Source organism: Anaerolineae bacterium (genome assembly GCA_014360855.1).
Taxonomy (GTDB): Bacteria; Chloroflexota; Anaerolineae; order JACIWP01; family JACIWP01; genus JACIWP01.
In genome coordinates, this window is sequence record JACIWP010000393.1 from 1 (window position 1) to 1,973 (window position 1,973).

The window sequence follows — 1,973 nt, forward strand, 5'->3', positions numbered from 1 at the left end:
CTGAGCTGGCCGGCGAGGACCCGTTCGAGCAAACCCTGATTCAGCTCTATCAGCGGGTGCGGCCTTCGGTGGTCAATATCAGCGTCACAAAGATGGTGAGCATAGAGGATACTCCCTCCGATGAAGGGGAGAGTTACATAGATATCACGGAAGGCTCCGGCTTCATTTATGACAGCGCCGGCTATATCGTCACCAACCATCATGTGATCGAGGGCGCGCTGGACATCCAGGTTACCCTGTTCAGCGGGGAGGAACTGCCGGCAGAGGTGGTGGGAAGCGACTTGTACAGCGACCTGGCGGTGCTGAAGGTGGAAGCGCCGGCGGAGCTTCTCCCGCCGGTGGAGCTGGGCGATTCCGACCAGGTGCAGGTCGGCCAGCGCGCCATCGCCATCGGCAATCCCTTCGGCTTTCAGCATACGGTGACGGCCGGCTTCGTCAGTTCGGTGGGGCGTGTCATCCAGCAGGAGACCGGTTACTCGATCCCCTACATGATCCAGACCGATGCGGCCATCAACCCCGGCAACAGCGGCGGCCCGCTGTTAGACTCCCGGGGGAGGGTCATCGGCGTGAACACGCTCCTGTATTCCCAGACCGGCACCTCCGCCGGCGTCGGGTTCGCCATCCCGGTCAACCTGGTCAAGCGGGTGGTGCCGGCGCTCATCTCGCAGGGCTATTACGAGCATGCCTGGCTGGGGGTGTCCGGCATCTCCCTGAATCGGCGGGTGGCAGAGGCGGCAAACCTGCCCTATACCCGCGGGGCGCTGGTGGAGACGGTGATGCCGGACAGCCCGGCCGAGCAGGCCGGCCTCCGCGGCGGCACCCATGCCGTCGAGGTGCCGGGCTATCTGGAACCGGTGCTCATCGGCGGGGACATCATCACCGCCTTTGACGGCTATCCCATCAACAGCTTTGATGATCTGATCAGCCGGCTGGAGAACGCCAGCCCGGGGCAGACCGTCACGCTCACCGTGATGCGGGATGATAAGCCCATGCGCATCAGGGTGACCCTGGGCCGGCGGCCCGGCCCATGACCAACCATCCTGATACTGCGGAGAGGAAGGGCCATGATGCGGCGATCCTCTGAAAGTATTTTGCCATTATGGGAGCGTATCGAACAGGAGGCGATGGAAATCATCCCGGATGAGGACGAGCCCTGCTATCTCATCAGCGTGGCGGCGGAGATGGTGCAGGTGCACCCGCAGACCCTGCGGCGCTATGAGGAGTGGGGGCTGATCAAGCCGGCGCGCGTCTCGGGCAAGCGGCTGTACTCGCCGCGCGATATCCGCCGCCTGCGGAAGATCGTGCGCTTGATGGATGACCTGGGGGTCAATCTGGCCGGCGTGGAAATTATCCTGCGCCTGACGGACCGGCTGGAACAGCTCCAGGCGGAGATGGCGCAGATGCAGGAAGAGTTTGAGCAGGAGCTGGCGCGACTGCGCCGGCTGGCCGGCAGTTAGTGTCGGTGTGGGGGCCGGCGATCCCAGGCCCCGGACCGTTTCGTCCCAATTTTTCAAAGGGAGGAAGGCATATGCGAATCGATGAGAAGCGGATCCAGCGGCTGGTGGAATTCCAGAGCGATGACCCGAAAGTACTCAGCCTGTACCTCGATGTTGACTCGACACGCCGGACCAAAGAGGAATACCGCCTGACCCTGCGGCAGATGCTGAAAGGAGTGGAACATCTGGCCGACAAGGCAGATATCCAGGCGGTGGAGCGCTACTTCGATTACGAATATGACAGCTCGGCCCGCGGCGTGGCGCTCTTCTCCTGCCAGGGCAAAGGGCTGTGGGAGGTGTTCACCCTGCCGGTGCCGGTGCGCGACCGCATCACGGTTGCGCGCCGCGCCTATATTACCCCTCTGCAGGACCTGATTGAGGACTACGGCTGTTACGGCATTGTGCTGGTGGACCAGGAGCGGGCGCGCTTTTTCCTGTATGAGCTGGGGGATGTGGAAGAGGTCTCGCGCCTGATCG

Annotated in this window: 3 protein-coding genes; all 3 read left to right on the forward strand. The window is 63.1% G+C overall.

The genetic code is table 11. The features are described 5' to 3' along the window. Positions 1-1,031: trypsin-like peptidase domain-containing protein (locus H5T60_14380; GenBank protein MBC7243617.1), on the forward strand; the 1,031-nt coding region annotated here is incomplete at its 5' end. A 93-nt stretch (positions 1,032-1,124) separates the two neighbouring features. Continuing rightward, a complete protein-coding gene (locus H5T60_14385) occupies positions 1,125-1,457 on the forward strand; it encodes a MerR family transcriptional regulator (GenBank protein MBC7243618.1) in 333 nt (110 codons plus the stop codon). A gap of 71 nt (positions 1,458-1,528) precedes the next feature. Continuing rightward, positions 1,529-1,973: hypothetical protein (locus H5T60_14390; protein ID MBC7243619.1), on the forward strand; the 445-nt coding region annotated here is incomplete at its 3' end.